Below are 23,401 nucleotides of genomic sequence, written 5' to 3' on the forward strand. Positions count from 1 at the left end.
TGTTGTGAATTGATTTAAAATTGTGTTCTTTAGTATATTTGTATCAACAAGAAAATAGTGAATTTAAAACTGTAATGTGTTGTGAATTGATTTAAAATTGTGTTCTTTAGTATATTTGTATCAACTCCAAGTTTTAATTTGATGTATATTCATCTGTTGTGAATTGATTTAAAATTGTGTTCTTTAGTATATTTGTATCAACAACAAAAATTATTAGGTTCTTGGGAAGATGGTTGTGAATTGATTTAAAATTGTGTTCTTTAGTATATTTGTATCAACGAAAGAGTTTGAAGTACCAAAAGTTACTAAGTTGTGAATTGATTTAAAATTGTGTTCTTTAGTATATTTGTATCAACCTTTACATAAGATTTGGCATTGCCTTGAATGTTGTGAATTGATTTAAAATTGTGTTCTTTAGTATATTTGTATCAACAATCACGATGTCCTTGAATTTTCGCATTTGGTTGTGAATTGATTTAAAATTGTGTTCTTTAGTATATTTGTATCAACTGTAAAAATATCGCAATTTAACTCCTTTAGGTTGTGAATTGATTTAAAATTGTGTTCTTTAGTATATTTGTATCAACATTTTTTCAAAAACTTTCTTAGTAATGCTGGTTGTGAATTGATTTAAAATTGTGTTCTTTAGTATATTTGTATCAACATAACAATAAAAATTTTAACAATGGGAAATGTTGTGAATTGATTTAAAATTGTGTTCTTTAGTATATTTGTATCAACAACTTTTCTTAATTCTGCAACACTTGTAAGGTTGTGAATTGATTTAAAATTGTGTTCTTTAGTATATTTGTATCAACCCAGAACTTTTAAACACTTAAATTATGAGTGTTGTGAATTGATTTAAAATTGTGTTCTTTAGTATATTTGTATCAACAAAACTTTCCTCCAATATCATCGCCATATTGTTGTGAATTGATTTAAAATTGTGTTCTTTAGTATATTTGTATCAACATTTTAGCAGAATACCTAATAGAATGTATAGTTGTGAATTGATTTAAAATTGTGTTCTTTAGTATATTTGTATCAACATAATCAAAGAAATAAAAAATAAAAATCATGTTGTGAATTGATTTAAAATTGTGTTCTTTAGTATATTTGTATCAACAAGAAAAAAAGCTTTATAACGTCTTCTATGTTGTGAATTGATTTAAAATTGTGTTCTTTAGTATATTTGTATCAACATTATTGTATAATTAATTACAGTGGAAATGTTGTGAATTGATTTAAAATTGTGTTCTTTAGTATATTTGTATCAACGGTACTAAAGTTTTTAATTCAAGATTTTCAGTTGTGAATTGATTTAAAATTGTGTTCTTTAGTATATTTGTATCAACTATTTTGGGCAGATTATGAACTTGAAGGTAGTTGTGAATTGATTTAAAATTGTGTTCTTTAGTATATTTGTATCAACTAATGAAAACCCAAATACATAAAGCGACCAGTTGTGAATTGATTTAAAATTGTGTTCTTTAGTATATTTGTATCAACCGCCTTGTAAAACTCCCAAAGTGCTTTTTAGTTGTGAATTGATTTAAAATTGTGTTCTTTAGTATATTTGTATCAACGGTATTAGTGGGTTATCCGTTTCGCTCCCCGTTGTGAATTGATTTAAAATTGTGTTCTTTAGTATATTTGTATCAACACGACGGAGACCCTTACCTAATATCCGTTAGTTGTGAATTGATTTAAAATTGTGTTCTTTAGTATATTTGTATCAACGTAATTTTATACTCCACGAACTCGCAACGGGTTGTGAATTGATTTAAAATTGTGTTCTTTAGTATATTTGTATCAACACACGATAGAAAAGGGTTATTTATCGGGGGGTTGTGAATTGATTTAAAATTGTGTTCTTTAGTATATTTGTATCAACCAAGACGAAGCAGAATATATCTATCACGGTGTTGTGAATTGATTTAAAATTGTGTTCTTTAGTATATTTGTATCAACAATTATAGGTAGATATGCTTTTTATTCTTGGTTGTGAATTGATTTAAAATTGTGTTCTTTAGTATATTTGTATCAACAATGAGTTTTTAGACAAACAAGCATATTTAGTTGTGAATTGATTTAAAATTGTGTTCTTTAGTATATTTGTATCAACAAGTGGAGCAGGATCAGCGTATGTTTATGCGTTGTGAATTGATTTAAAATTGTGTTCTTTAGTATATTTGTATCAACTTGTTAGCCGTCCAGATAAATCAGATTTTAGTTGTGAATTGATTTAAAATTGTGTTCTTTAGTATATTTGTATCAACCATTTGAATATACTTCACCAATTGTTGACAGTTGTGAATTGATTTAAAATTGTGTTCTTTAGTATATTTGTATCAACGCAAATCGCTAAGATGCTTATATACATTGAGTTTTAACTGGTTGATACAACTAAAAAAATGCCACTTTACACTGCAAAATGTAGTAATAGGTGGCATTTTTTCTTTTCTAACACCTAAAATAACTCTAATTGCTGTGGTACTTTTGGCTTTTCTACTTCTTTTTTTCCGTAGTAAATTTCCATACTGCTAAACTGTTTGTCGGTAATGGTTAAAATACCAATATGTCCGTTTGGTGGCAAGTTCATCTTTACTCTATTAATATGCACTACTGCATTTTCTCTACTAGAACAATGTCGTATATAAGCAGAGAATTGAAACATACCAAAACCATCTGTTGTTAGTTGTTTTCTGAATTTGGTATATCTTTTTCTGTCCAACTTGGTTTCAGTTGGCAAGTCAAATAAAACGATTACCCACATAATTTGATAAGCATTATAATACATTAAACAATAATTTAATTGCAGTTTAAGTATAATTTCTTAAAATGTCAATAGGTATTATCTCTTGTTTTAGATTTTTTTAAAAAATAATAGTAATTGATAAAACTAAATTATACATTATACTAAGGTGATATCGAAAATAGACTAACATTATATATAGCTCCATTCTGAATTTATTCCGAATTTCGGAACAGAATCTACTAAAAACAGATTCCGAAACAAGTTTGGAAAATAGGTTTGCTTTATAAATTACTTTACCCAAGAAAAATCAAGAAAAAATGATCGCTCTATGCTACACGGCTACGCTTAGCCGCCGCATTTTTTCTTCCTACGCTTCTATAGCTAATGATGTTAAATTATTTATATATAATAGTATGTAACTATAATAAGTTTGGATAGATAATTTTTTTAGTACTTCCTTCAAAACATTGTGCTAATGATGCTGTGGTTCTTTGTAAACCAACCATGAGTGGACTTTTTTTATTGTCAATTATAATATCTAATGCTGGAATTTGTAGTAATTGTGCTTTCATTGAGGTAGTGAGTTCTTGTTCTTCTGGATATAAGTATAATAATTCTTTTACTAATTTATCTACAAAAGGTCGGTATGGTTCCATAATATCATCTGCTAAACAATAAGCATTGTATTTGTTGCTGTGAAATATTCCGAGTGTAGGTAATAAACCTGATGCTACCAAACCTCTTGCTACTGTTGCTCTTAAAATGGCATATCCATAGTTTAAAAAGTTGTTTGGATAGTCGCCAAATCGGTGTCTATAAAAGAATTCGTCTTCTTCGTTAAATAAATGCTTCCAATAATATTTGGCTGCTTTGGCTTCTTCGTTACTACTATCTCCACTTAGTACATTTTTGCTATACGCTATTAATTTTTGATTGGGAAGTTGATAAAGTGCTAATAGTGTAGCTTGATTTTTAATTTTTGCAATGACTGTTTGTTGCCACAATTGTTTTTTTAGTGGAATAGATGCTTCTATTTGATGATTGAATTTTTCGCTTTGTTGTGTGTGTCCATCTAAGTTGAGTTGTAAGCCAATTGGATGATGTTTGTCGTTACAAGTAATTAGTGCTACATTATTTTCTAGTAGCTTGTGTAGCACTGCATGAGTAATGGTGATTTGAAAGTTATCTAAAACTAAAACGCCTATATCTTCTATTGGAACTGAGTTTTCAGCATCGTCTTTTTTAATGATGAGTTGTTGCTCTTTTACACTAATGTAAGCTTTATTGCCTAGATATATGGTTCGTTTTATCATTTAGTTTTGTTTTTAAACTTTGTCAAAATTGGATGCTAGTATTCTCCAATTTGTATAATTTTTCCAAGATGATTTGTTCTTATTTTAATTATATTTTCTAATCCATTTAATCCACATCTAATCCATGTGATGTTTTTTAATGTATTATTATTTTCTACAGTTGTTTCTAAATGATGTCTGAAAAAATAATCCTTAATCGTAAATTTTTGCACTCTAAATAAGTGTTTACTTATTATTGCATTGTTTTTTTCGTCCATTAAATCAATTTCATGTGGATTAAAATCATCTGATGGAAATACAAACATTTCATTTTGTTTCATTGTAAATAAAAACTGCCAACCTATATCTTTGTTATATGTTTTATCTATAATTGGTAATTTTTGATTGGCTCTTTCTACAGCTTCAAAAAAAGAAATTACAGTTTCTTGTAAGTTTCCATCTGCATCTTTATAAATAGCTACATGATGGTTATTGCCTGTGCTTATAAAATCGTTTGGTATTGGTTGGTTATTATCATCAAGTAATAAATTTCCTTTATGATCTTTTTTATGATGTAAAGGCAATGCATTACTTATTCCTGAAATGGTTACTCTTTTAATTTGTATGTCTTTCTCTTTATTTAACCATATTGGATTATTTTCTAGATCTGCGAATGCTTTATCTGCTTTGCCATTAAACTCATCTAATCTTTTTTGTAGTATTTTTCTTATTTTTCCATCTACCACTTTTTCTATTTTTAAATCTTTGTTGATGTCTTTTCGTATAGTATAATTATCTTCTAAGTATTTTAGCTTTATAGTTTCTGGAAGCACTTTTTCTTTTTTATCATCAATGTAAATTGGATTTTTGCTCAGTGCATTTTTTCCTGTAAATGCTTTTTTGGCATCGTTATTATTTTCTTCTAATCTTTTTAATAATAAATTTTTGTATGTTTTATTACATGCTTTATTTATTTTATCTATATCAAAACTTGCATTTATTTTTTCTTCTTTTATAACTATTTTTTTACTTAATGCGTATACAGTTTCTTTATGTAACTGACCTCTTGGCGTTAATTGAGTTTTTTTATTAAATGCATACTTGCCTTTCTTTTTTGATTTGTTGATATTTCTTGTTACGACTTTGTTTTTTGCTTTAAATGATATTAATATACTTTCTATATGTTCTTTTGCTTCTTCTCTAAATTTTTCCATTGGTGGAATAAATAGTCGTTTATGGTTTCCGTTACTATCTATTAGTCTTTTTGTAATTTTATTTCTAATAGCAAATAATGGTTTGCTTTCTTCGTTAGCTGCATTTAAGTTGTTTATATATTGTATATGATTATGTGTTGTAAAGGCAACTGTTAGTGCATCCATTGCATGATGACGATGATCATTTCTTTTTGTCCAATCGGTAATCACTTCTTTTTGTTGATTGTCTTTGGTTTCAATAATATTAGTTAAGCCAACTGCTTTATATTTTGGTAAGTTTAATTCTTTCATTATATTAATTAAATCCCAATCTTCTCTTAATTTATCTGTAATTTTACCTGTAGTACTTACTACGGTTTTGCTTACTGTATTTAATAATTCTTTTGCTTTTTTTGCAATGTATTGTGTATCTCTTAAATCTCTATTTATAAAATCTGATGGAATTTCTGTTTCTGTCATTAATAGTTTATTATACTTTGCTTTAGAAATTACCTTTTTTTCTAAGAGCATTTTTAAAGTGTTTTTAAATTTTTCTACATTCTCTGGCAATACTCTAGTAATGTAATCGATAGCTGTTTGGTCTTTTTTATCTAAGTTGTTTTGTCTGAAAGCTAGTGTTTTGTTCGAAAAAGAATCGTCAAATAATTTTGCTTTTGGGATGATGTGTTCTATATCTATTTTTTTAGAAAATAAATCTTCTGCATTAATTTTAGTATCTGTATATAAATCTTTATAACCATTAGTTGCTAATTCTTCATATAATTTGTATCTTATTATATCATTTTTTGTAGGATTTTTTATATTGTATGGATTACTTTTTAGTATCTTTATTATTTCTTGATGTTTAATATTTGCTTCATTAATGTATGCTGTAAGTTCTTCTCTTTCTTTCGCAGAACTTTTTAGTTCTCGTGCTAATTCTATTCTAATTTCATCTGGATTTCCATAGTTTTCTATTACTTCATTTACCAAATTGATCATTTGGTTTAATATTTTTTCTACTACTGGATTTCTTAAACTGTTTTTCTTTAATAAGGGAATAGATGATTGAATTGCTTTGTTTTCAATATCCTCTTTTGTTTTTGAATTAGAATGATTATATCCAACTAATTCACATGCTTCAGAATATTCGTATCCTTCTTTTAATTTAGGTAAAATTTTATTAATAGCTTTATAAGATAAACTTCCATAATCATCTGAAAAATTAATGCTACAAAATAGATTAGTATATTGAATAGGAATGCCAAATTTAGTGTGAAGATTTTTCTTAAGTGCTACATCTGTATCTCCATAAATTAATTTATCTGCTGCTGAAATTTTATCATCATCTTGAGCTGAATACAATAAATGCCAGAATTGATAACTTGCTTGTTTGGTATCTGCTTCACTATCAAAAAATAAAATTTCTGGTTTAATACCTATGGTTGGCAAAATAGCTTTTAGTTCTTCATTTATTTCATCTGCTGATTTTTTATTCCAATCAAAACCATAACCTTCGTTTTCTACAATTACTTGAAAAACATTATAAAAAGATTTATTGGTGTTATTACCTTCTATTCCTTTTTTATAATTAGTTTCAAATTCTTTTGTATTAATATTTAAAAGTTTCAATACTTCTGCTTCGCTGAGTTTGCCTCGTAAATTTAATTCTTTAAATAATGTTTCTTTGTCTTCTTCACTCAATACATATTTTGTTTTTTCTGTTTTGTGTTTTATTATTACATTGTTTAGTATTTGCCATATTTTAAATTCTTGAAAAATAGGAGAGGACTTTGGAATTACTTTACTACCAACTATAATTTTTTTCTCTATGCCTTTATCTTTAATTGTAATTTCTTTTTGCTCAAACTCACACAAACTAATTAAACTTTTTTGTGATTTTAATTTTCGTTGGTAAAATATAATAATATCTCTTATGTCTTCTTTTAATTGATTAGTAAGTATTGAGTAATGTTTTGCTTGTGTTTCCCAAATCTGTTCAAACTCATCTAAGTAATCTTGTCTATAAAAAACTTTATTTTTTAATGATTGGTGTTTGTTTTTAGAGATACTATTATGTAAATACTGACCAACTGTTTGTTTGTTGAAGTATAATTCTTTACTTCTATCACTAATATTTCCTAAGTAACCACTGCTCGAACTAATTTCTTTATTAATTTCTTGCAATACTATAGCAATGATTTCTAAATCTAATTGAGTGCTTAATGCATCTGTTCTCCATTTATATTTTTCTAGTTTCTTTTGAGTTGCATTTCCTTTTTGTTGAATGCCTACTAAATTCCAATGTTCTTGTAATATTTTCCAAGTTTGTCCACTATTTTTATTTTTTAATTTTTCGTAAAGTTCATTAGTAAATAATTCTGTATAAAACTGCGATTGAAATTTCCAAATTTGATTAAATTCATGTATTAAATCTGAATTATAAAATGTTGGTATATATTTTTTTCCACTACTTAATAATTGATATACAAATTGACCAACAGTTAAGTTTTCATCGTACAGTTTTTTAGCAACAGCCATACCATCAATTAAACTTCCTTCATCTGTACTTTTTGCCTTTCTACTACTTTTATAACCTCTTTTTTTATTAATCATTAATAATACTCTTGCTAATTCATCCAATTCAATTTTTTCTGTAGCAGATTTTGCTCTTAATTTAAGTGTTTCATATGTAGTGTTTTTGCCATCTTCAATTAATACATCATCTTTATTAATTATTTTATTTTCTATTAATACCTTAATTAATTCTTGTCTTCTCAGTTTAAATCGTTGTAAATTTCTTCTTGCACTTCTTTTATTCGTTCTATCTGCATTTGTAGTAATAGATTTTCCTTTTTCAAAGTTAGTTTGTTCATCAATAGTTAAAGGAATAACTCGAACACCTAATTTTATAATGCTAGAAGTTTCATTGGCATTTTCTGCTTCTTTTACCAAAGCCCAGCCAATGCTATTGGTTCCCAAATCTAATCCTAATATAGTTTTCATGTTGTATTATTTTTAAGAAACTAATTTAAGAAACTATTTGCAAGTATTAAAATAATGTATTACATTTGTTATACAATTTTTAATCAATTCACAATAAGGATTATTCCGTTGTGAAAACATTTAAGGTGGGAAATTTTTCTCGCCTTTTTTATTTTAAGATTATCATTGTCAAAGTTCAAAATTTTGATATGGTTTACTTTTGTAGTAACGCAAACAAATAATGATCTATAAATTTACCATTCAACAATTCTCTTTGTCGTAGTGTACCTTCTAGTGTAAAACCAAGTCGTTTTGGTATGTTTTGACTCTTTGTATTTTCAGTAGCACAAGCAATTTCAATTCTGTTGAGTTGAAGTTCATTAAAACAGTAATTACACAATGCATCAACAGCTTTAGTCATAATGCCTTTGCCATGATATTCATTGTCTAACCAATAACCAATAGAAGTTAATTTATTTTGATGATCTATTTTATGCAAACCAATGAGTCCGACGATGCTATTATTATAATGAATGCATAAATCAAAACCATTGTTGTTCTCTAATCTATTAATACACGACAGAAAATAGTTTTGTACATCATCTATGGTGTTGGTGTGTTTTACCCAAGGCAACCATTCGCTAAGTGTAACTCTTGAGTTTTCAATAAGATTAAAAACAGCACTAGCATCTTGTAACTGGACACTTTTCAAAACTAAATTATCATTAATATGTATTTGAATATTGTTGATATATATTATTTGTTTTTAGTTAATATTTTTAAAAGTTTTTTAGGATCTTGTCTATTGTCCCAGAAAGCTGTAATAATAATCTTGTCATTATATACTTTATAATAAATGCTATAACTGCCTAATGAAGTTACTCTTAATTCATTATAATTTACAGATTTGTATAGAAAAGGTTTTTCTGCAATTAATTTTGTTCTATTAGCAACTAATTGAATTAGTTTTTTTGGATAAGTATTAGATTTATTTCTTTTCAACCAATATTCTAAAATGCCAACATATTGGATATCAGCTGTTTTAGTCCAAATTATAATGCGTTTAGCCATTCTAAGTTTCTTTTGTCCATGGCTTCTTGAGAAATAAGTTCATCATTTATAATATCTTGTTCACTCATTTCTAACATAGCTTTTTGAGCATCACTTAATTCAATAATTTCAGTTGTATTAGTATTTATAAGTTGATTAAGTGCTTCTAAAAAATCTTTATTATTAATTGTAAGAATTTTATCAATTAAATCGTTTTTTAAATTTTCGACAGAAGTCATTTTATCAGTTTTTATTATTTAAATATCGTAAATTTTACTTACTAAGTCAATAAAACTAAAGAAAATATACATCAATTTTCTTCTTTGGAAAGTATTTCTGCTTTAAAACTTTGCCATAAATCATCAAATGATTTGGTATCGTCACTTTGCCAATGCTTTAATAGTGTTTCAATTTTAGTTTTTCTTTCTGGTTGACTTTTTATAAATAACTCTTTTATTAATTCTATATCATGTTGGTTTGCTGTTTCGTTATAACTTTCTTTTAGGGTTAATTCTTTCTCTATATTTTGTTTAGATAGTTGAATTTCATATTGTTCTCTGTCATTTAATTTAGAATCGTAAACTGGTGATGATAAAAATAACTTACTGATGATTGGTATTAATTCAAATAAAGTTAATATAATAATTAATAAATAGTACTGTTGTCGCAATGCATTGGTTTTATCTTTTGCTAATAAAGATTGTAGTGCTTCGTGTCGTATTAAAAAGCCATTGGTGTTGATATTTTTTTCATAATCTGCAAATCGTTCGTTAATGTTGTTATTAATCTCTGCAAGCTCATTATTGATATTGTCTAACGCTGTTTTGTTAGATGATTTTAGTTGCTCTAATTCATTCGAAGCATCATTATAAGCTTGTTTTTTAGCTTTGGCAATGCCTGCAATTCCATAGTTTCCAGAACCACCAGTTCCGTCAATTTCTTTTAAGTATTCGCTGTTTTTACTTTCAACTTCTTCTGCTTTTGTACTGATTGAAGAATCGATACTGGCTTTGTTTTTTAGAATCTCTGCTTTTCTGGTTTCAAATAATTTTTCAATTTCTGTTTTCTTTTCCATTTTTTGTTGGTCTATCAACAATGGAATTTCTCTGTCAATATCACTACTATAAATGAGCATAACAATTGGTTGTGCTAAAAATGCACCTAAACAAATTGCCATTGCTATTCGTAAAATAATAGCTAAAATATTGTTTCGTACTTTATTAATAGAACTAATTAAAACTCGGTCGATAGCTAAGACAAATCCACCCATAAAAATCCCAAGCAATATATATAATATTGGATTATCTAAATTGGTACTCCAAAAGTATGTCCAAGCTAAAGTTGCGTACAGCCAAGTAAATGCAACTGCAACACCTATAATTTTGTACTTGTTACTGTCTGAAGTGCAATCTTTAATAATGTCTTTTACAGCAGTAGAAAACCACCACAAAATACTATCACTTTGATTTGATGTTGTATTTGTATTTTGATTGAGATTATTTGTTTTTTGTGTCATGTTATATAGATTTTTTGCGACTTCACTTTAATACTAAATGTGTTTTAGTATGAAGTGAAATTTATTTTATAATTTTTTATCTTTTATTAATTGAAAATATATAAACTATAATTTGATGGTTTATCGAAAGACTGAGAAGTGTATTTTTTAAAAGTTTATACATACTGTATATTGTACAATCAAAATTAATGCTAAGCTTTATATTGTGCTATAGATTATAGTTAATATTGTTTAAGAAGTAGTGTGGATTGCAATTTGAGTTACATTCCGAACTTGTTTCGGAATCTATTCGTTATTAAAAAGATTCTGAAATAAATTCAGAATGGAAAATGATGTACTAAAATTATAAAGTCGTACAATATTGTTATTGTATTCATTTATATTATCTAAGTATTCCATTTTCATGGATTGTGATTATTGATGAATAACAATTACCTTTCTTCTAATTGATTAATCTGACCATTGTTTTTTGGAATTAGTGAGCCACTGCTACTAGAATCTTTTGTAAATAACTCTTGTTTGTTTTCAAAGAGTTTTTCTTTGCTTTTTAATTCGTTCTTTTTAAACAACTCTTTTTTGGGTTGATTGAATGGATTGTCTTTTGGATTTTTTGGTATTAAATCCTTCTGACTTTCAAATAGTTTTTCTGATATAAAAATTTCTTGTCGTGTACTGTTGAGTTGTAAACCAGTAGTTGGATCATAAACACCATCTATACCTTTAAATGGTATATTATTAATGTCTTCTAAATTGAAATTAGCAATGGTATCGGTATAATTATTTGAATAATAAAAATATTTTTTAATAATATTTTTAACATAATTAAATGTTTCTGTTCCTCTACAGTAACCATATTGTACTACTGCATCGTTATAAAATTTAGGATTAGATTTATATAAAATGAAATATTCTACATTGCCATCCCATTTAGTTTCGTCAAAGCCATATTTTTTTGCTAGTCGTGCTGCATCTTTAACATGACCTGGACCAGCATTATAAGAAGCTAGAATAAATTTGATGCGTTGTGTAAAATCTGGAATATTTTGCCACATAGCTTTTAGTGTTTGCAAATATTTTGTTCCTGCTCTAATATTACTTTCTGCTTCATAGGCATTACCAGATAAACCCATAGATTGTGCTGTTTTTGGCATTAATTGCATTAGTCCTTTTGCTCCAGCCCATGATTTTGCATATGGATTAAATTTAGATTCTTGATAAATTAGTGCCGCCACTAAACGCCAATCCCATTGAATTGCATTAGCATACGCTTTTATAATGTCATCGTAAGCAGAAATTTGATTGGCTGCTAAATCTTTAGTATTTAAATATTCTAAATTATTTTTATTAGTATTGAAATATTTATTATAAATTTCTTTCTGTGTTGGACTATTCATAAATTTTGCTAGCCAATCGTTTACAGCAACTAATAATGCTGGCGATGATTTTCGTACTACAAAACTTAAGTCTTTGGCTTTTCCTAAAGTCAAGTCTATATTTAAATTATTATAGTAACTCTGATTGATAAGTGCTAGGTCTTTGTTAGCAATGGTAAATTCAATTTCGTTGTTGGCAACTGCACGAATTAAATCTTCGGTACTTCTATCATCAGTAATTAATCGTAAGTCTAATTGCAATCCTAAAGTATCTGCTATGCTTTTTATATTGTGATAATAGTCAGAATTATTTCTAATATAAATTATTTTATTGTTTAATTCTGTAATATTATCTATTTTTATGTGATTGCTAAATGAAGAGTCTGCTGAATTTATAATTTTAGCATCGTTGGTTTGTACAATAACTTGTTCTGTTTTTCTATACGGATTGGTTAGTAACAACTGTTTGTCCATAATTTCAGAAAAACCGTTTACTATAATATCACCTTTACCTTCAGCCAACATTTGTATTGCTTCATCATGATTTTTAGCAACTACCATTTGTAAATTAACACCAAGCTGTTTGGCTAATTGTTTCGCTAGTTCGTAATCGTAACCAATAAATTGACCTCTATAATCGAAATAAGAAATAGCATTAATTTCTGTAATGGCTTTTAAATAACCTCTTTCTTTTATTTGTTGTAAATCTATATTTTGTTGATAGTGAATAGTATTGGTATTCTTTTTTTGAAAGAAAATGAAAGCATACACTGCAACTAGTGCTATAAAAGAAATAGCACTTAGATATACTTTCTTTTTACTAAATTCTTCTAACATTTATTGTAGTTCAATAATATTTTCGTTGCTACAAACAATACTGTCGTTTTCATTTGGGAAAAGTGGACAAGTAGTAATTACTGATTTAAATTGATTGCCAATTAAACTTTTTTGGTTGCTTACATTTTTTATGTTTTTTTCAAATATATATTCTGATGTGAATGTTGAACCATTGAGCAAAGCACTAAAATCAAAAGGAATTGCTTGTAATTCTTCTGGTAGATTGTCTTTGCTTAACTGACCAACCACTTGGTCGCTAATTGAAGTTGGATAGTTTCTTTTAAAGATATTATTTTCAAGTGATACAAATGCAATTGGTTGTCCTTTTTCATTAAACAATAAATTTAAAGCATGATTTAAGTCTGAAATCTTATCAAACTGAAATTCAAATCCAAATAAATTATTAATAGAATCTACTACAGGTTTGATGTTGTGAATGCCTTGAATAGAATCTTCTAGTTGTTTAAATAACTGTTCTTGTTTTTCATCAATTACACTAAAGTTTTCATCAGATTTCATGTCAGCCATATCACCAAACATAGCAGTCATAGCATTAAACTCACTTAAATCTAACAAGAAACGATAAGTGCCAGAACCATCTTTGTTGACTTGAATTTGTTCTTTTAAATTCAAACAGGCACTAAACAAAAAGACACTTGCTATACCTAAACACCAAAATAATTTTTTCATAAGTATAATATTAACAAAATCATGCCAAAATAACACTAAAAGGAGAGAAGTAACGCTAAAAAGTACTAAAAAATATTATGAAGTATAGATAGTATTAGCATAAATTATGCATTATGCCAAATAGGTTTTCATTTTGTTTGTGAGGTTGCGTAGCTACGCAACACTTTACTGCTTAAAAGTTAGTACTAATAAAGTTGAAATACTACGCATTTCCTATTTAAAATTAGAAGTATGAAATACTTCAATCTGAGTAAATATGTGTGCAACTCATGGTATAAAAAGTAACTAATGTGTAATTGAGGATTAGTATAGGTAGGTTTAAAATCGTCAATTAATATAAAATGGTATTTCCTACTTATTTATTTACCTTTGTACTGATAAATTTTTTAAAGTGGATACTATTTACTTAGATAATGCTGCTACAACACCAATGCACGACGAAGTGTTACAGGCAATGTTACCTTATTTAAAACAAAATTTTGGAAATCCTTCTACTACATACAGTATTGGAAGAACAGCCAAAGCAGCTATAGAATCTGCTAGAAAAACACTCGCTCAGCTAATTAATGCACATCCATCAGAAATTATTTTTACTGCTGGTGGAACTGAAGCCAATAATTTAGCTATAAAAAGTGCAGTGGCACATTTAGGTATTGAAAGAATTATTACTTCTGTGATTGAACACAGTTGTGTTAAAAATACAGTACAGTATTTGCACGATTTTAATGGTATTGAGTTGATAAAATTACCTGTTGATGAGTTAGGAATTATCAATTTAGAAGCACTAGAAACTTTGCTACAAAACAGTTCTAAAAAAACATTAGTTACATTAATGCACGCTAATAATGAAATTGGTACTTTGTTGGATATAAAAAAAGTATCCGAATTATGTCAGCACTACCAAGCAGTTTTTCATTCAGATACGGTGCAAACATTTGGTCATTATCAGCTAGATGTACAAACTGTTCCTATAGATTTTTTGTCAGGTGCAGCACATAAGTTTCATGGACCTAAAGGTGTTGGTTTTTTATATAGAAAAAAAATAAATAAAATTGAACCACAAATTCATGGAGGCGGACAGGAGCGAGGCATGCGTTCTGGAACGGAAAATGTAAGTGGAATTGTTGGCTTAGCTAAAGCAGCAGAAATTGCCTATGCTCATTTAGAAAAAGAGATGCAACAAATTAAAGCATTGAAACAATATACCATTGAACAATTGAATGAAAAAATAAGTAATATTTCGTTTAATGGACCAACTGATGATAGAGCGTTGTATACTGTTTTGAATATTGCTTTGCCTAATAATGATAAAACAGCGATGATTATTTTTGCATTAGATATGGAAGGCATTTGTGTTTCTGGTGGAAGTGCTTGTAACAGTGGTGCTATAATGGGTTCGCCAGTAATTCAAGCATTAGGAAAACAAAATGATACGGTACCTATTCGTATCTCATTTTCAAAAAATACTACCAAAAAAGAAATAGATGTTTTTGTAGAAAAATTAGCAGCAATACTATAATAAATAGTACTTATTTATCTTTTATAAAAATTCGGTAAGTATCATTACCTAAGTTGTTGCTTTTATATTCTTTAAAGTTTAATGCACTAGGATTGTTTAAAAATGAATGCCAAGTAGAGTCATTTCTAAGTATTGGCTCTTGCTCCATTGTTTTAGAATAAATAATTAAATTATAAGGTTTATGAAATATATAGTCATAAAAATTATTATAATTATGATAATAATAAGAGTATTCTACAACTTTTGGTTCTTTGGCATTATCGATAAAAGCACTACTGTTTAATAAATCGGTAAACATAAAAATAGTGTCTTTTTCATTGGCAATATGTTGTAACTCTTTAATTAGTTTTACATTAATATTGTTTTTGCTTGAGTCAACTTGTACAAATGTATAGTCGCTAAGTTGTCTAAAAAAACTAATAATAATAATTGCAATTAATAAAATGTAGGAAGCATATTTGAATTTTAAAACAATGGCTTCAATCAATATGGCTGCAATAATAGTAATGAATAATAGTTGTAATACAATATAATGTTCTCTTGGCATCATTAACAAACAGGCAATTGTAGTAGGAATTAAAAATAAAATGATATATATAAGTTCTGTTTTGTTTTCCTGAAGAAATGATTTTATCCAAACTTTAAAATCTTTGTTTTTATAAATAGAAAAAACTATAGCAAGTATAACCAACACAGTACTGAGAATAAATTTCTTTCCCATTTTAATAAAAACAGGATTTATAATAGTGGCTAGTTTGCTAAGGAATTGTAAGGCATAAAAAGCAATGTTCACCAAGATATGTTTAAGCATTAATGGAAAATGGTGTGTAAATAATTTTAGTACACTTCCATTTGCATCTGCAAATGTTCTGTTGTAATAATAATCGTAAGCACTAAGAAAATTGAAATCATGTTGTATGCCTCGTAATTGTTCAGATAAATAATAATGTTGAACAATAGCCACATAACTTCTTTTTATAAGTACACCATTTGGCATCAATACATCTTCCGAAGGAAAACCGAGTGTAAGTAATACAAAACAAAAAAATATACTAGCAGAAATAAAGAGAAAACTATTTTGCTTTGACTTATTTTTTATTAAAAGATAAATACACCAAATAATTAATATATAGAATACAAGAAAAAATTCTGGTCGGCTATAAGCAATTATAAATGTACCAACTGTTAGTATAATTATTTTTTGAGTGGTGTTTTTTAAGTAAGTAGATGCAATTAAAAATAATAAAATTATAACTAATGTAAAATGAGAGATTTTTGGCCAGCATGTAATGTTAATTGCAGAGATAAGTAAACTAAGAGCTATAAATAAACTAGTTTGCCATGTGTATTTTAATCGTACTAAAAAAATGTACAAAAGAATGGGCAATAGAATGCTTAATACTTTAAAGTTTAAGTAGTAAATGAAAATCTTATCATTTGTAAAAAAAAGATATAATTTATAGTATAAAGCATATAGTGGACCAAAACTTAAATCTATTTTGTTAAAAAATTTGGTTGCAATGTCTAGATAAGTAGCTTCATCACCAAACAGAATATCCATATATTGTTCTAATGGTGCAATTAACTTAATTCCTAATAGGGTAATTAAAGCAATGCACAATAGGTGCAACCATTTGCTTTTAGTCCAATACATTTTGATGCTTTACTTTTAAGTCTATTTTGTCTCGCCAATCAATTACTTTGCTTTCAAAGAATTTATATAAGAGCGTAGCAAAGAAAAAAGTAAAAAACCAATAAGCAATGTAATGAAAGTATATTTCTAAAAATCTTGGTAATAATTTAGCTGCTACCGCCATGAATATTGGCAGAAATATCATCTGTACAAAATTTAAATTTAATAAATATATAGAATATGATATTATGCTTGTAAATGTAATAAATTTATAAAACCAGCCGTCTTTATGTTTAATGGTATACAAGTAAGGTATCATAAACATAGCCGCAATAGAAGATATAGACAAAGAAAGCACATCGGTATACCAACCAAAATGTAAGTTTAAGTATCCATTAGAACAACAGTATAAATAATAAGTATCGAAAGCAAATAGTAGAATAGCAATTATAAATAGTAATTTCTTCTTGTACTCCCAAATACTTTTTGCATAAAATTTAAAGTAAGCAATTAACACACCATACATGATACTATCTAATCTTGTAATTACTTGTTTTCTATAAGTTAAATCCCAACTTTCAAAATTATCAACTTGAGGAATATGACTATGTCTAATCCATCTAAATACTAATGATATTATTATTGTAGATATAGATAAAAATAAAATAGCCGTCTTAGGTTTTATTTTTTTAGTGGCTACCATTATAAATGATAAAAGAGGTATAAATAAATAAAACCATTCTTCTACTGGTAAACTCCATGAGTCTGGAAAAAACTTAGGATTTTCATACCATAAATTCTGACAGAAAAAATAATAGTTGATATACTTGAAAAAGTTTTCTTTAAATATTAATGTCCATAATATTAGCAAAAAGGTAAGTACTAAATAATAGTTTGGTAGTGTCCTCATCCACCGTCTAATCCAAAAATCTAAGATATTACGCCAACCAAGTTCTCCTTTTTCTAGCGTTTTAATTAAGATAGTGCCTACTAGAAATCCACTTAGAACAAAAAAAAGCGTTACGCCATCAAATGCAAAAAAAATGTATGCTTTATCATTGACAAAATTTTTTGCAATTAAAACACCATGTGCATAAATTAGATTTAGCATTGGTATACCACGCATTAAGTCTAAACCTAAAATTCTATTCTTATTGTACGAAATATTAAAAAATGGCATAAAACTAAAAGCAGTAAATATAATCAATTAATTAATTCTAAAAAGTATTCACTGCTTTTTTATCTATATGCTTCTGTGCCAAAGCAAAGTTTATATAGTTTATATTTTATGTTGCCAAGCTACTTATTTACGAAACTGGATAAATTAATAGCATAGTATTATCTGTTCTTTCTCTAAACATTACTCTAACAGCAATTCTATAAGTAACGCCTTTTAGTAGTCGCAGTTCTATCGTAGAACCATTTGGAGTACCACTATTGTCATCACCAGAAAGATATTCTACACCACTACCTACTTCTTGAAAAACTACCATTACGCTATCCATGTTGCCGTGTGTAGAAATTTGATATTTGGAACTATATTCTGGTTTGAAAATAAAGGTGCTTTGTTCGCCAGCTGGTGCTGTTACAAATGAAGGTTGGTATGCTTTAACATCTTGAAGTTCCTCTTCTTTTTTTCCTGGATAAGTTGCTTTCACCCATTCTTTATCATTTGTAGATAAATCCCAGTTAATTGCAATTCCTGTTCTATTTAATTCAGAAGGTTCTAAAATCAGTCCAGCATCAAAATGATAATGCATAATAGAGTATCTGTCCCAATTACTTCCTTTTACATTAGTAATTTTATTTAATATGTTTCTATCTACTTTATCTGTACTCCAACTATTTGTTGCTAAAAAGTAACTATATACTTTTTCTTTGTCCCAAACAATTCCTGCATTTGGATTTTGATGCTCGTGTTTTAACCCAAGCGTATGTCCAATTTCGTGAAGCGTAGCAGTATAAGCATAATCATCATTAAAATTACCACCAAGATTCATCGTTTTTTCATGAAAAGGTCGGTCTAAAATATCTCTACCTACAAACGACCACCAAGTTCCGTATGGATCATTAGCATCAAACGCAATTCTAATATGAGAAGTTTCTGCAATGTCAACTTCAGAAAAAGTTAAACCAATGCCTATATTTTTCCAGCGTTTAAAAGCTTTTCTTACAGTATCTTTTTGTAAGTCAGAACCGCCCATAAAGAAAAATTTCAAATCAGTTCCGTTTGCCCAATATTTATCATTGGCTAAAATAAATGAAGCTCTTTCTGCATTAACATCACTATCAAAAGTTCGTGGTTTGGTTTCTGGCATTCCACAATAGTTTACTTTTGTTATAGCATGTTGTTTTTTTGTTTTACTTGTTGCAGTTGATTTTTTAGTCGTTTTTTTGGTTTTTGTTGTTTTACTCATAATTTTTAGTTTTATTTAAATCAAATATAATAAAACTATTTTAAATATTCTACTTTTTAGCTAGTCCAATTATTTTTTGAGATATATGAGTATACAGTTTTTCATTATACATACCATTGCTGTTAAATAATATTGATTGATTGCTGTGAATATTAAATTCTTCTTGTAGTCGTTTTAAGTTATAGTCATGCTGAATTAACTCTGTTACTACTACATTGTCTTCAATTAAATTTGGTAAACTTATATATTTTACTTTTGCTAATCTTTTTCCGATTTGATAATGCCAAAAACCAGTTTTATACACTACAATATGATGAATACCAAATAAAGCCAACTCTAAGGAAACCGTTCCACTACAAGCAATAGCAAATTTACTTTGTTGCATTACTGTATAATTTTCATCAAAAATAATACTTACATTATTTGGTAATGTAGTTGGATATATATCTTTTAAACTACTTATTCCTGCTATAATAAATTGATATTGTTGATTCTGTGTAGCAAAATCTAACATAGTTGGCAATATGTAATGCAACTCTTGTTTTCTGCTTCCTGGAAAAAGTGCTATATATTTTTGTTGATTTTGATTCGTGTTTTGAGCTTTATATTGTGCTATAAAATAAGCACTTGGATTGCCATAATATTGAATTGCTAAATGCTTTGATTGAAAATAGTCTACCTCAAAAGGAAAAATACCAATATTTATAGCTACACATTGTTGTAGTATTTTAATTCTTTTTTCATTCCAAGACCATACTTTTGGTAAAATAAAATAAACTATTTTAATATTATTTTTTTTACACCATTTTGCTAATCGCAGATTAAATCCAGCATAATCAATCAATATTACTACATCTGCTTTTTGTTGTAGTATTGCTTGTTGTATAATTTTAAAATTTTGTTTGATGGTTTTCCAATGCTTGAATACTGCACCAAAGCCCATGAATGATAATTGATTTAGATTTCGTAGTGCTATAAAACCTTCGTTTTGCATTTTATCGCCACCAAAACCAAAACAGTAAGCGTTGCTATCTTGCTCTTGTATATATTTTATAATTTCAGCAGCATATGCATCAGCAGAAACTTCGCCAACTACAAAACAGTAATTCATATTATCCGAAAAATCGTACACCTAACATCAACAGACCATAGAGTATCGTTGCTATAAAAATTCCTATACAATAATTAAATCGTTTGGTAAAATTAAATATAAGAAATGTAGGCAAGTTAGCAAAAATACAAAACTTTATAATGGTTGGCATAAATGTTTTAGACATTGTACTATTTAAATAGGCATTCATGGTCATATCATCATACTTCATATAATATAAAGCAAAGTAGGCAATCAATGGTACAATTAATCCTATAAAAAATCCAAAAATAATTTCTTTATTCATTTAAATTCCATTTTTGATTTAAATAACTTATTCCTTGATGATTGGTTAAATCGTACTGCACAGGAACTATCGATACGAAATTGTTATCTAAAGCCCAAACATCTGTATCTTGTCCTTGGTCGTAATTAGAAAAAACACCAGTTAACCAAAAATACGATTTTCCACTTGGGTCTCTTCTTTCATCAAACGATTCTTCCCATTTTGCATTGGCTTGTCTACATACTTTCATGCCTTTAATTTCATCGACTGTTCCAATAGGAATATTTACATTTAATAAACAATTATTTGGTAAATCATTATTGAATACATTTCTAATTATTTTTTCTGCATATATTTTTGAAGCACTAAAATCAGCATCAAACGAGTAATCTAACAATGAAAAACCAATAGCAGGAATACCATCTATAGCTGCTTCCATAGCTGCTGACATTGTACCAGAATATATTACATTGATTGATGCATTAGATCCATGATTAATTCCTGAGATACATAAATCTGGTTTGCGATGCAATAATTTATCAATAGCTATTTTTACACAATCTACAGGAGTGCCAGAACATTGATAAGCAGGAATATCATCAAAAATATTTACTTTTTGTAATCGCAATGGGTCGTGAATCGTTATTGCGTGTCCCATTCCAGACTGCGGACTATCTGGTGCTACAACTAATACCTCTCCAAATTTTTGTGCTACTTCTACCAATGCTTTAATTCCTGGCGATATAATTCCATCATCATTGGTTACTAATATTATTGGCTTTTCCATTTGTATTAAGTTTTTTTGTAAAAAGAGCGTACTTCTTTTTTGTTCAATATTTTACTTTTGTCTTGATACAAAAGTAACAAAAAATCAAGACTGCAATAAATTCTTAACGCTCGAACTACATAAAAAAGCTAAAAATCTTGAAACTCACTTCGTTCAAACAACAATATTTTTTACGCTTTTTTATTGGTTCTTACTAAATTTATTGAAGGTCATTTACCATTAATATATTTACAGTGAAAAACATACGAGAAAAAAATACTATAAAATGGTTAATTTAGTGTGGTATGAACAAAATCTTAAAATATGTAATTGCTGTTGTGGTTGGTATTCTGTTGTATCAATCATTAAAAATATTTGATGGCAAAAAAGAACAAAGTCAAATTGATAGCACTATTGTAGTTGAAAAAATTGAGAAAGTTTTAAAAATGGTGACAATAGAAGGTAATTTTTCTGAGTTGCTAACTTATAGTGATTATGATTATATTGATTTTCCTGGATTTAGAAAAAAAGCAATTATAAAAGTAGATGCTAAAGTAATGGTAGGTTATGATTTAAATAATATAAAAATTACTACTGATGAAGCTACTAAAACTATAACGATTAGTAATTTACCAAAAGCACAAATTTTGTCTGTCGATCATAATTTATCTTACTACGATATGGACAATGGTTTGTTTAATAGCTTTGATGAAAAAGATTTAAGTGCATTGAACGCTAAAGCAAAAGCATTAATTGTAGAAAAAGCAAAGTCAAGCGATTTGTTACAACAAGCAGATGAACAAAGAAGAGAACTATTTAGTTTAATTTACTACTTAGCAAAAGATACTGGATATAAAGTAGTTGTAGAAGGCAAACCATTACAAGATTTATCTATCACCACAAAAACAGAATAAATGGAACCAGCAATATTAATTACAATTGGAATTATATTATTAATTATTGGATTAGTGAGTTGTGTATTGCCTCCATTGCCTGGACCACCAATTGCATATGGAGCTTTACTTATTGCTTATTTTGGCTTACACAAAGTAGAGGCAATTCCGCAATGGTTATTAATTACTTATGCTGTTTTAACTATTGTAATTGCCATATTAGACAATTTTATTCCAATTTGGGGAACACAAAAATTTGGTGGTACAAAAGCTGGTATCAGAGGAAGTTTTGTAGGTATATTAATAGGTATTTTCTTTGCTCCATTTGGTGGAATTTCTCTAATTATTTGTCCGTTTTTAGGTGCTATAATTGCCGAATTAATTGACGGACAAGATATGAATACTGCATTTAAATCTGGTGTTGGTTCTTTTATTGGATTTTTATTAACCAGTGGAATTAAAATAATATTAGTATTATTTATGTGTTTTCATTTTGTAAAAGCAGTCATATAATGAATTTTAATCAATTATTTATTGTTCGATTATGGAAAAGTTCTAAACTGCTTAGTATTCTAATTATTGTATTTTGTATTTTTCAATTGATATTTTCGTTGAAAAGAATACAAAGTTTTCCTTGGTTAACTTGGGATATGTATTCGAGAACACAACATATACCACAACAAATTACACAAAGAGAATTTTACATCAACGATAGTTTATTGAATATTGTAGCACTAAGTAATTGGCAAGAAGAAGTAGTGAAAAATTCGTATAGCTATTATAGTGCTATGAAGAAAAACAATTTCCAACCTATTTTCACAGAAGCATTTGATAGTAGAACTCGATTTTTGAATGACAAAACTAAATCTTGTGTTTATGAAAATTTATATAATATAAAAGCAGAAATAAAAGATTATCCAAATTGGCTCAAACGATATTTATCGAGTATCAAAAAAGAAAAGATACATACAATTACAGTTAAAGAACGAATATTTGTATTAGAAAATAATCATTATCAACCAAGCAATTTAACCACTACCATAGACGAATTTTAAAATGTCTTTTTTAAAAAACATAGCAATAAAAAACAAAAAACAGTACTT

At 27.6% G+C, this 23,401-nt stretch carries 19 protein-coding genes and 1 CRISPR repeat array; of the genes, 4 read left to right on the forward strand and 15 right to left on the reverse strand.

Features of this window, described 5'->3' with window-relative positions:
- Positions 1-1,079: 1,079 nt before the first annotated feature.
- Positions 1,080-2,356: a CRISPR direct-repeat array (repeat unit 47 nt; unit sequence GTTGTGAATTGATTTAAAATTGTGTTCTTTAGTATATTTGTATCAAC).
- Positions 2,357-2,470: 114 nt separating this feature from the next.
- The 9 genes from cas2 to H6553_05865 all read right to left on the reverse strand — a co-directional run bounded on the left by cas2 (position 2,471) and on the right by H6553_05865 (position 13,694).
- Positions 2,471-2,800 (reverse strand): CRISPR-associated endonuclease Cas2, encoded by a 330-nt coding sequence (cas2, locus tag H6553_05825; protein MCB9033335.1) that lies wholly within the window; start codon positions 2,798-2,800, stop codon positions 2,471-2,473.
- A gap of 377 nt (positions 2,801-3,177) precedes the next feature.
- Entirely contained in the window at positions 3,178-4,071 is an 894-nt protein-coding gene (cas1, locus tag H6553_05830; protein MCB9033336.1) for a type II CRISPR-associated endonuclease Cas1, read from the reverse strand.
- 35 nt (positions 4,072-4,106) lie between these two features.
- Positions 4,107-8,249, reverse strand: a complete 4,143-nt coding sequence (cas9, locus tag H6553_05835; GenBank protein MCB9033337.1) for a type II CRISPR RNA-guided endonuclease Cas9 — start codon at positions 8,247-8,249, stop codon at positions 4,107-4,109.
- Positions 8,250-8,442: 193 nt separating this feature from the next.
- Complete coding sequence (locus H6553_05840; GenBank protein MCB9033338.1) at positions 8,443-8,970, reverse strand: GNAT family N-acetyltransferase; 528 nt, start codon at positions 8,968-8,970, stop codon at positions 8,443-8,445.
- A gap of 14 nt (positions 8,971-8,984) precedes the next feature.
- Complete coding sequence (locus H6553_05845) at positions 8,985-9,299, reverse strand: type II toxin-antitoxin system RelE/ParE family toxin (protein ID MCB9033339.1); 315 nt, start codon at positions 9,297-9,299, stop codon at positions 8,985-8,987.
- Complete coding sequence (locus H6553_05850; protein ID MCB9033340.1) at positions 9,281-9,517, reverse strand: hypothetical protein; 237 nt, start codon at positions 9,515-9,517, stop codon at positions 9,281-9,283. The genes H6553_05845 and H6553_05850 overlap by 19 nt, the downstream gene beginning before the upstream one ends.
- Positions 9,518-9,588: 71 nt before the next feature.
- A complete protein-coding gene (locus H6553_05855; GenBank protein MCB9033341.1) occupies positions 9,589-10,794 on the reverse strand; it encodes a DUF4407 domain-containing protein in 1,206 nt (401 codons plus the stop codon).
- 431 nt (positions 10,795-11,225) lie between these two features.
- Positions 11,226-13,004 carry a transporter substrate-binding domain-containing protein gene (locus tag H6553_05860; GenBank protein ID MCB9033342.1) on the reverse strand — a complete coding sequence of 593 codons (1,779 nt, stop codon included), beginning with the start codon at positions 13,002-13,004 and terminating at the stop codon, positions 11,226-11,228.
- Positions 13,005-13,694: a hypothetical protein gene (locus H6553_05865; GenBank protein ID MCB9033343.1), complete on the reverse strand. Its 690-nt coding sequence runs from the start codon at positions 13,692-13,694 to the stop codon at positions 13,005-13,007.
- 391 nt (positions 13,695-14,085) lie between these two features.
- On the opposite strand from H6553_05865, the gene H6553_05870 reads away from it, so the two are divergent.
- Positions 14,086-15,213 carry a cysteine desulfurase gene (locus tag H6553_05870; protein ID MCB9033344.1) on the forward strand — a complete coding sequence of 376 codons (1,128 nt, stop codon included), beginning with the start codon at positions 14,086-14,088 and terminating at the stop codon, positions 15,211-15,213.
- A gap of 10 nt (positions 15,214-15,223) precedes the next feature.
- Here H6553_05870 and H6553_05875 read toward each other — a convergent pair whose 3' ends face one another.
- The 6 genes from H6553_05875 to surE all read right to left on the reverse strand — a co-directional run bounded on the left by H6553_05875 (position 15,224) and on the right by surE (position 21,426).
- Positions 15,224-16,867 carry a hypothetical protein gene (locus tag H6553_05875; GenBank protein MCB9033345.1) on the reverse strand — a complete coding sequence of 548 codons (1,644 nt, stop codon included), beginning with the start codon at positions 16,865-16,867 and terminating at the stop codon, positions 15,224-15,226.
- The gene (locus H6553_05880) at positions 16,854-18,026 is read right to left on the reverse strand and encodes an acyltransferase (GenBank protein MCB9033346.1); all 1,173 of its coding nucleotides are present in this window, start codon (positions 18,024-18,026) and stop codon (positions 16,854-16,856) included. The genes H6553_05875 and H6553_05880 overlap by 14 nt, the downstream gene beginning before the upstream one ends.
- A 127-nt stretch (positions 18,027-18,153) precedes the next feature.
- Positions 18,154-19,263, reverse strand: coding sequence for a hypothetical protein (locus H6553_05885; protein ID MCB9033347.1), 1,110 nt, complete (start codon positions 19,261-19,263; stop codon positions 18,154-18,156).
- A 49-nt stretch (positions 19,264-19,312) separates the two neighbouring features.
- On the reverse strand, positions 19,313-20,374 hold the full coding sequence (lpxB, locus tag H6553_05890) for a lipid-A-disaccharide synthase (GenBank protein MCB9033348.1): 1,062 nt from the start codon (positions 20,372-20,374) through the stop codon (positions 19,313-19,315).
- Position 20,375: 1 nt separating this feature from the next.
- Positions 20,376-20,660, reverse strand: coding sequence for a hypothetical protein (locus H6553_05895; GenBank protein MCB9033349.1), 285 nt, complete (start codon positions 20,658-20,660; stop codon positions 20,376-20,378).
- Complete coding sequence (gene surE / locus H6553_05900) at positions 20,653-21,426, reverse strand: 5'/3'-nucleotidase SurE (GenBank protein MCB9033350.1); 774 nt, start codon at positions 21,424-21,426, stop codon at positions 20,653-20,655. Before surE ends, H6553_05895 begins: the two co-directional genes overlap by 8 nt.
- 284 nt (positions 21,427-21,710) lie before the next feature.
- On the opposite strand from surE, the gene H6553_05905 reads away from it, so the two are divergent.
- The 3 genes from H6553_05905 to H6553_05915 are packed head-to-tail and all read left to right on the forward strand — an operon-like array spanning position 21,711 to position 23,353.
- Entirely contained in the window at positions 21,711-22,319 is a 609-nt protein-coding gene (locus tag H6553_05905; protein ID MCB9033351.1) for a DUF4230 domain-containing protein, read from the forward strand.
- Positions 22,320-22,811, forward strand: a complete 492-nt coding sequence (locus H6553_05910; protein MCB9033352.1) for a DUF456 domain-containing protein — start codon at positions 22,320-22,322, stop codon at positions 22,809-22,811.
- Positions 22,811-23,353, forward strand: coding sequence for a hypothetical protein (locus H6553_05915; GenBank protein ID MCB9033353.1), 543 nt, complete (start codon positions 22,811-22,813; stop codon positions 23,351-23,353). Before H6553_05910 ends, H6553_05915 begins: the two co-directional genes overlap by 1 nt.
- Positions 23,354-23,401: the final 48 nt, after the last annotated feature.

The organism is Chitinophagales bacterium, from assembly GCA_020636535.1.
Taxonomy (GTDB): domain Bacteria; phylum Bacteroidota; class Bacteroidia; order Chitinophagales; family JADIYW01; genus JADJSS01.